The sequence below is a fragment of the Pasteurella canis genome (assembly GCF_900454865.1).
Classification (GTDB): domain Bacteria; phylum Pseudomonadota; class Gammaproteobacteria; order Enterobacterales; family Pasteurellaceae; genus Pasteurella; species Pasteurella canis.
In genome coordinates, this window is record NZ_UGTV01000015.1 from 2,184,596 (window position 1) to 2,191,993 (window position 7,398).

The following is a 7,398-nucleotide window of genomic DNA, read 5'->3' on the forward strand; positions in this document are numbered from 1 at the left end:
TATGATTTCGTGTAGAATAGAGCCAAATTATGACTATTTTACGCAAAAGTGCGCTTTAGATCGTGCTTTTTCTTTTTATAAGTGATTTTTATGACAAAAAATGCTATTAAAATGTGGATCGATACAGCAAGGCCAAAAACACTCCCCCTTGCTGTTGCTTCAATTATTACTGGAGCAGCATTAGCAGCTTGGTCTAGTCAATTCAATTGGATAATAACATTACTGTGTTTGCTTACTACCATTTTATTGCAGATTTTATCGAACTTTGCTAATGACTATGGTGATCATCAGAAAGGTTCTGATACAGTCGAACGTATTGGGCCTCTTAGAGGAATTCAACAAGGCATGATTGATGCGAAGCAGCTAAGAAAAGGTCTGATTATTGTTGCTATAGCAAGCCTATGCTGTGGTGGATTACTGATTATAATAGCATATCAAAATATAGCAGATTTATTAGCATTTACTCTATTAGGTGTATTGGCTGTTGTTGCTGCGATTACTTATACTGTAGGGACAAAGCCCTATGGCTATATGGGCTTAGGGGATTTATCAGTATTGCTTTTCTTTGGTATTTTAGGTGTTGGTGGCACCTATTATCTACAAACTCAACAACTTAATTTTTCAATTTTATTGCCTGCAATTGCAACAGGATTACTCGCCAGTGCAGTTTTAAATATTAATAATCTACGGGATATTGAGCAAGATCGTAAAGCGGGAAAAAATACGCTTGCTGTTCGGCTAGGTCCAGAAAATGGTCGACGTTATCATTGCTTATTGTTAATTGTTTCGACGTTATGCTATTGCATTTTTGCTGTTATTTATGTGCAAACAGTGACCGCTTTTTTATTTGTTTTAGCATTACCTTGGTTAATTAAGCATGGGGTTTTTGTTTCTAAACATAAAGAACCGCTTGCATTACGTCCAATGCTGGCACAAATGTCGTTAATTGCGTTACTTATCAACGGGCTATTTAGTTTAGGCTTGCTTCTCAGCTAACAATAGGCATATACTAGCTAAATTAATTTTCTGCAATATAAGGTAATATTATGTACATTGATACTTCTGAGCTTTGTGATATTTATCTTGATCAAGTGGATGTAGTTGAGCCTATTTTTTCAAGTTTTGGCGGTGTCAGTAGTTTTTATGGCAAAGTGACAACAGTCAAATGCTTTGAAAATAATGGACTGATTACAGAAATTTTAGAAGAAAACGGTGAAGGACGAGTCTTATTGATTGATGGTGGCGGTGCCGTACGTCGAGCATTAGTTGATGCGGAGATTGCTCAATTGGCTGCGGATAATGGCTGGGAGGGCATCATTGTTTATGGTGCGGTACGCCAAATTCAGCAATTAGAGAATATTGATATTGGTATTCATGCTTTAGCACCAATCCCTGTTGGCGCTGATCGATATAATAGTGGTGAAACCGATGTGCCTGTTAATTTTGGTGGTGTAACATTCTTTCCTGAAGATTATGTTTATGCTGATTTAACAGGAATTATTCTGTCACAAGAACCTCTAGAGCTTGATGAGTTTGGTGAAGAGTAATATTTTCATTTAAGCTAAAAATAAAAAAAAGTGTGGTTAAAAAATTGTTAAAATTTTGACCGCACTTTTTTATTATTTATTTATTTTTATGCGTTTGTTCACAAATCCATAAGAAATGTGTTGCTTTTTATTAACATAATGCTAACTTCTGCAAGAATTCTGCTTATAAGCTAAGCAGCTTTCTTCCCCTTTGTTGTTTATTTTAGAAGGATAATATTATGAATGTCGCAGAGACCCCAGTAAAAAATGGATTGAACCGCAATGCCATTATTTTTCTATTAGATATTGTCATATTTTTTGTTTTGCTTAAGGTGTTACCTTTTGACGCTAAAGCAAATAAGGGCTTGGCATTACTTGTCTTTATTGCTGTACTCTGGTTAACGGAAGCATTACATGTGACTGTAACTGCATTACTTGTTCCTCTATTAGCTATTAGTTTAGGTTTAGTGACTACTAAAGCAGCGCTGGCTGAATTTGCTAATCCAACGATTTTCCTTTTCTTCGGAGGCTTTGCTTTAGCAACTGCATTACATATTCAACGTCTTGATCGTATGATTGCGAATAAGATCATGGCATTAGCAAATGGTCGTTTATTCTTGGCGAGTATCTACCTTTTTTCTATTACTGCATTTTTATCAATGTGGATGAGTAATACTGCAACAGCGGCGATGATGTTACCGCTTGCAATGGGGGTATTAAGTCAAATGGATAGAGAAGAAAGTCATAATACTTATGTTTTTATTTTGTTAGGTATTGCGTATAGTGCCAATATCGGTGGGATGGGAACCTTAGTCGGAAGCCCACCTAATGCCATTGTTGCTTCTCAATTAAACTTAACTTTTTCTGATTGGTTAGTTTATGGTTTACCAATTATGCTAATTTTAATGCCGATCATGATTGGTACGCTTTATATTGTGTTTAAGCCAAAATTGAATGTCCGTTTTGAAAAAACATTTGAAGCGATAGAAATGAATGGTAAACGGATTACGACATTAGCTATTTTCGTTATTATTGCATTATGTTGGGTGTTCAGCAGTAAAATTAACCCAGCTGTATCTAGCTTGCTTGGTTTAGAAAAGAAAATTGCTAGTTTTGATAGTGTGATTGCCTTATTAGCTGCCGTGGCAATTTGTACCACAGGAGTGGCAACTTGGAAACAAATCCAAGACAATACAGATTGGGGTGTTTTAATGCTATTTGGTGGTGGCTTAACATTAAGTGCGGTATTAAGGGACTCTGGGGCAAGTAAAGTACTGGCAGATGGCATTGTATTTTTAATTGATGGTGGTCATTTCTACTTGATTGGTTTAATTGTTGCAGCTTTCATTATTTTCTTAACGGAATTTACATCAAATACAGCAAGTGCTGCCTTATTAGTACCAATTTTTATTTCTATTGCACAGTCATTAAATATGCCAGAACTTGGACTAGCTTTAATTATCGGCTTAGGTGCATCATGTGCTTTCATGTTACCAGTGGCCACACCGCCAAATGCGATTGTATTCGGTACTGGTGATATTAGACAGAGTGAAATGATTAAAGCAGGGGTAATACTCAATATTATTTGTATCTTCGTAATTGCAACTATTGGCTATTATTTCTGGTTAGCAAAATAAGCACTGAATGAACATTGCTTATAACCCATTAGATTTTTTTCAGTAGACAATGTGCGGTTAATATCTACAAAATGTTAACCGCACTTTATTATTGATTACTTACCGATACAGAATGAGCTAAATATATTTCCTAGTAAATCATCAGAGGTAAATTGGCCTGTAATTTCACTTAGATGATTTTGTACCATCCGTAGTTCTTCCGCTAATAGTTCACCAGCATAGAATTGAGTCAATTGAATATGACCTTGTCGCAAATGGTGTGCGGCTTTTTCGAGAGCTTCTAAATGGCGACGGCGGGCAAGAAAACCCCCCTCTGTATTTGTTTGATACCCCATTGATTGTTTTAAATGTTCACGTAGTAAATCAACACCTTGCTGTGTTTTTGCTGAAAGAGTGATCACAGTGTAGCCACTTTGTTCTTTTAGTCCTTCAATTTCGCCACTTAAATCTGCTTTATTACGTATCATAGTGATTGGAATTGTTGCAGGTAATTTAGCTAAAAATTCTACTCGTATAGTTTCTAAATCTTGGTTATTAGGTTCAGTACTATCCAACATAAGTAAAATACGATCGGCTTGTTCAATTTCGCTCCAAGCTCTTACAATACCTATACGTTCAACTTCATCCGTTGCTTCACGTAAGCCAGCAGTATCTATAATGTGTAACGGCATACCATCAATATGAATATGCTCACGCAACACATCGCGAGTAGTACCTGCAATATCAGTTACAATTGCTGCCTCTCTCCCTGCTAGTGCATTTAATAAACTTGATTTACCTGCATTAGGGCGACCCGCAATCACAACTTTCATTCCTTCACGTAGAATGGAGCCTTGTTTAGCTTCAGAACGTACTTTATCTAGTTGCAGAATAATCTCATTTAAATGAGCTTCGATTTTTCCGTCTGCTAAAAAGTCAATTTCTTCATCAGGGAAATCAATCGCAGCTTCCACATAAGTACGTAAATAAATCACACTGTCTACAAGCTGATTGACTTTATTTGAAAATTCACCTTGCAGCGACTTTAATGCAGAGCGAGCAGCTTGTTCAGAGCTCGCATCAATCAAGTCTGCAATTGCTTCAGCTTGCGCTAAATCGAGTTTATCATTTAGAAATGCTTGTTCAGAGAATTCGCCAGGACGTGCTAAACGTACCCCCTCTATTTGTAAAATACGTTTAAGCAAAAGATCAAGTACAACTTGACCACCATGACCTTGCAACTCTAGTACATCTTCGCCCGTAAAAGAATGAGGTGCTTTGAAATACAGAGCAATACCTTGATCTAATATTGTGCCATCAAGATCTTTAAAGGGTAAATAATCCGCTACACGAGGCTTTGGGCATTTACCTAATACCGCATTAGCAACTTCTACTGATTTGGGACCTGATACACGTAAAATTCCAATGCCTCCACGGCCTGGTGCAGTTGCTTGTGCAACAATTGTTTCTTTCATAAAAACTTTCTCCAAAAGGACCGCACTTTACTATTAAAACAAAAGGCACCAAATTGATGCCTTTTAGATTCATTTTAGTGCAACTTATTTATGGCGAGAGTGTAAGCCTTTCTTCTCTAAACTACGATAAATGAGTTGTTGCTGAGCAATCGTAATCAAGTTTGATACTAACCAGTATAACACTAAGCCTGATGGGAAGAACAGGAAGAATCCTGTGAATAGTACTGGCATGAAATTCATGACTTTTTGCTGTGTTGGATCTGCTACAGGTGTAGGAGACATTTTCTGCAACAAGAACATAGATGCACCCATTAAAATTGGGAGGATATAGTAAGGATCTTGTGCAGATAAATCTTGAATCCAACCAAAGAATGGTGCATGACGTAATTCAACGGCCTCTAAGAATGTCCAATATAATGCGATAAAAATAGGCATTTGTAAAAGAATTGGTAAACAACCACCTAAAGGGTTAACTTTTTCTTCTTTATACAATTTCATCATCTCTTGGCTCATCCGTTGACGATCTTCGCCAAAACGTTCACGCATTTCTTGTAGTTTTGGTTGAAGCATACGCATTTTTGCCATTGAGGTATATTGTGCTTTTGTTAATGGATATAGAAGGGCTTTCACAACTAATGTTACACCAATAATAGCAAGACCCCAGTTATGGACTATACTTTGAATAAAAGTCAATAACATAAAGAGTGGTTTGGCAATGAACCAAGCCCAGCCATAGTCTACGGTTAAATCAAGGTGATTAGCCACAGTTTCCATTTTGTCTTGTAACTTAGGACCTGTCCAAAGTGCACTTTTGATCGTTTCAGTTGTCCCGGCTGGAACAATCGTTGTTGGACCGCGATAACCAATAGAAGCAAGATTATTCGCTTTATCTGTTAAGCTATAAAGTTGGTTATCTGCATCTTGGTTTGGAATCCAAGCGGAGACAAAATAGTGTTGTAATACAGCGATCCAACCTGCTTTTGTTGAAATAGCGAGGTTTGCTTTTTGCATATCATCAAAGCTATATTTTTTATAATTTGTCTCAGAAGAGGAATAGGCTCCTCCTGTATAAGTTGGCATTGCGACATTACCAGTATCTTCAACTAAAGTATGACGTAATTGACCGTAAGGTTCTACTTCGATCGTTTTGTCACTTTGGTTATCAATTTCAAAATTCACACCAACATCATAAGCGCCTCGTTTTAATACGAAAACTTTTCGATAAATGACCCCATCTTTTTCAAAAACTAATGGAACAGAGAGTTCGTTTTGACCATCAGCTAAGATAAAATTATCGCCTTCAACTTGATAATTAGCACGTCCGGCTTTCGTATCAATACCGTCTTTTCCTACTAAGCCACTTTGCGCAATATAGACATGGTTTGGTTTATTAGTTAATAATGTGAATGGGGTATCAGAGTTCAATTCAGCATCATAATTTAGTAATTCTGAATGAATTACATCGCCACCTAGCGTATCAACTTGTAAACGAAAAACATCGTTTTCTAAGGTAACCACACGCCCCCTTTGTTGTGATGTTGTGATATCTGCAGTTGATGTACTCGCAGAGATCGTAGGCACATCTGAAGTAGAGTTTACTTGTTCTGTTACAACAGGCTTAGGCGTGTGATAGTCAAGCTGCCATTGTTGATAAACAAGAAAAGAAATGAAGAGTAGTGCGATGACTAACAGGCTACGTCTTGAGTCCATTATTTTTTCTCTTTTTTGTTATTGATCTTTGGTGGAACAGGATCGTATCCACCCTCGTTTAAAGGATGACATTTTAATATACGTTTTACTGTAAGCCAACTCCCTTTTACTGCACCATGTGTTTTTAATGCTTCAATACCATAACAAGAGCAGGTTGGTGTAAAGCGACAGCGAGGACCAATAAGTGGACTAATGACAATTTGGTAAATACGAATTAGCCCAATTAAGATTTTTGAGCTAAACGAATGTGTCGTTGCCATAATTTATCCAGTGTTTGATTCAAGGTGCGGTTATCTAACTTGCCTATACCCTGTTTTGCTACAATCACGAAATCATAATGTGGAAGTGTGTGTTGTAATAAACGAAAACTTTCACGACATAAACGTTTGATACGATTACGATCATGCGCTCTTTTTAAATGCTTTTTAGCAACAGTCAGACCTAAACGTGGATGCAGGAGATTATTTGGGCGAGCAAGAATAGTGATTTCTGGTGTACTAGCACGGAACGGCTGTTCAAAGACATATTTAAAATGAATGGGAGTTAACAAACGTAACTCCCTAGAAAAATTCAGCTTAATCACACCAATAGAACTAGCATTATGCTGATAAAGATTTACGACCTTTAGCACGACGACGAGCTAACACTTGGCGGCCATTTTTTGTTGCCATACGTGCACGGAAACCGTGAGTACGGCTACGTTTTAATACTGATGGTTGAAATGTACGTTTCATAACTATAATTTACCTAAATCAAAAAATTGTTCAGTAATCTTGAAAACAAGGATTAATAAAATTAAGGAACGGAATTGTAATCATAAATTCAACGTTCGTCAAATTTAGAATAGGAAAAATGAGTAAATAAGTCTCAGTTTCCTTAATAACCTTAATAAAAAGCAAAGATGCGGTCGAAATTATACGTTTTTTAATAAAAATCTCAAGCAACCTTTTTCGTTTTTTTTAAGCCTTATATGCAGATCTTTAGACGACTTTATTGTAGAATTAGTTTTCTTAAGACCGCGCTTTTGGCGGAATTTCTTCCAATAAATTTTAACTATAACGATAATAGAAT

At 36.7% G+C, this 7,398-nt stretch carries 8 protein-coding genes; 3 read left to right on the top strand and 5 right to left on the bottom strand.

The features are described from left to right. The first annotated feature begins 90 nt into the window (after nucleotides 1-90). The 3 genes from DYE19_RS10955 to DYE19_RS10965 all read left to right on the top strand — a co-directional run bounded on the left by DYE19_RS10955 (nucleotide 91) and on the right by DYE19_RS10965 (nucleotide 3,163). The gene (locus DYE19_RS10955; RefSeq protein WP_049214599.1) at nucleotides 91-996 is read left to right on the top strand and encodes a 1,4-dihydroxy-2-naphthoate polyprenyltransferase; all 906 of its coding nucleotides are present in this window, start codon (nucleotides 91-93) and stop codon (nucleotides 994-996) included. Nucleotides 997-1,046: 50 nt separating this feature from the next. Continuing rightward, complete coding sequence (gene rraA, locus DYE19_RS10960) at nucleotides 1,047-1,547, top strand: ribonuclease E activity regulator RraA (protein ID WP_049214598.1); 501 nt, start codon at nucleotides 1,047-1,049, stop codon at nucleotides 1,545-1,547. A gap of 218 nt (nucleotides 1,548-1,765) precedes the next feature. Further along, nucleotides 1,766-3,163, top strand: coding sequence for a DASS family sodium-coupled anion symporter (locus tag DYE19_RS10965; RefSeq protein ID WP_115323558.1), 1,398 nt, complete (start codon nucleotides 1,766-1,768; stop codon nucleotides 3,161-3,163). A 95-nt stretch (nucleotides 3,164-3,258) separates the two neighbouring features. Here the strand turns inward: DYE19_RS10965 and mnmE are convergent, their stop codons facing one another. The 5 genes from mnmE to rpmH all read right to left on the bottom strand — a co-directional run bounded on the left by mnmE (nucleotide 3,259) and on the right by rpmH (nucleotide 7,061). Next, a complete protein-coding gene (mnmE, locus tag DYE19_RS10970; RefSeq protein WP_049214596.1) occupies nucleotides 3,259-4,617 on the bottom strand; it encodes a tRNA uridine-5-carboxymethylaminomethyl(34) synthesis GTPase MnmE in 1,359 nt (452 codons plus the stop codon). An 84-nt stretch (nucleotides 4,618-4,701) separates the two neighbouring features. Further along, on the bottom strand, nucleotides 4,702-6,327 hold the full coding sequence (gene yidC, locus DYE19_RS10975) for a membrane protein insertase YidC (protein ID WP_115323559.1): 1,626 nt from the start codon (nucleotides 6,325-6,327) through the stop codon (nucleotides 4,702-4,704). Beyond that, complete coding sequence (yidD, locus tag DYE19_RS10980) at nucleotides 6,327-6,587, bottom strand: membrane protein insertion efficiency factor YidD (RefSeq protein WP_049214594.1); 261 nt, start codon at nucleotides 6,585-6,587, stop codon at nucleotides 6,327-6,329. Before yidD ends, yidC begins: the two co-directional genes overlap by 1 nt. Next, on the bottom strand, nucleotides 6,551-6,910 hold the full coding sequence (rnpA, locus tag DYE19_RS10985; protein ID WP_049214593.1) for a ribonuclease P protein component: 360 nt from the start codon (nucleotides 6,908-6,910) through the stop codon (nucleotides 6,551-6,553). The genes yidD and rnpA overlap by 37 nt, the downstream gene beginning before the upstream one ends. 16 nt (nucleotides 6,911-6,926) lie before the next feature. After that, the gene (rpmH, locus tag DYE19_RS10990) at nucleotides 6,927-7,061 is read right to left on the bottom strand and encodes a 50S ribosomal protein L34 (RefSeq protein ID WP_005539760.1); all 135 of its coding nucleotides are present in this window, start codon (nucleotides 7,059-7,061) and stop codon (nucleotides 6,927-6,929) included. Between the last annotated feature and the right edge of the window lie 337 nt (nucleotides 7,062-7,398).

Coding starts and splice junctions, on each gene's coding strand:
- DYE19_RS10955 (WP_049214599.1), top strand. CDS start 91: ATGACAAAAAATGCTATTAAAATGTGGATCGATACAGCAAGGCCAAAA.
- rraA (WP_049214598.1), top strand. CDS start 1,047: ATGTACATTGATACTTCTGAGCTTTGTGATATTTATCTTGATCAAGTG.
- DYE19_RS10965 (WP_115323558.1), top strand. CDS start 1,766: ATGAATGTCGCAGAGACCCCAGTAAAAAATGGATTGAACCGCAATGCC.
- mnmE (WP_049214596.1), bottom strand. CDS start 4,617: ATGAAAGAAACAATTGTTGCACAAGCAACTGCACCAGGCCGTGGAGGC.
- yidC (WP_115323559.1), bottom strand. CDS start 6,327: ATGGACTCAAGACGTAGCCTGTTAGTCATCGCACTACTCTTCATTTCT.
- yidD (WP_049214594.1), bottom strand. CDS start 6,587: ATGGCAACGACACATTCGTTTAGCTCAAAAATCTTAATTGGGCTAATT.
- rpmH (WP_005539760.1), bottom strand. CDS start 7,061: ATGAAACGTACATTTCAACCATCAGTATTAAAACGTAGCCGTACTCAC.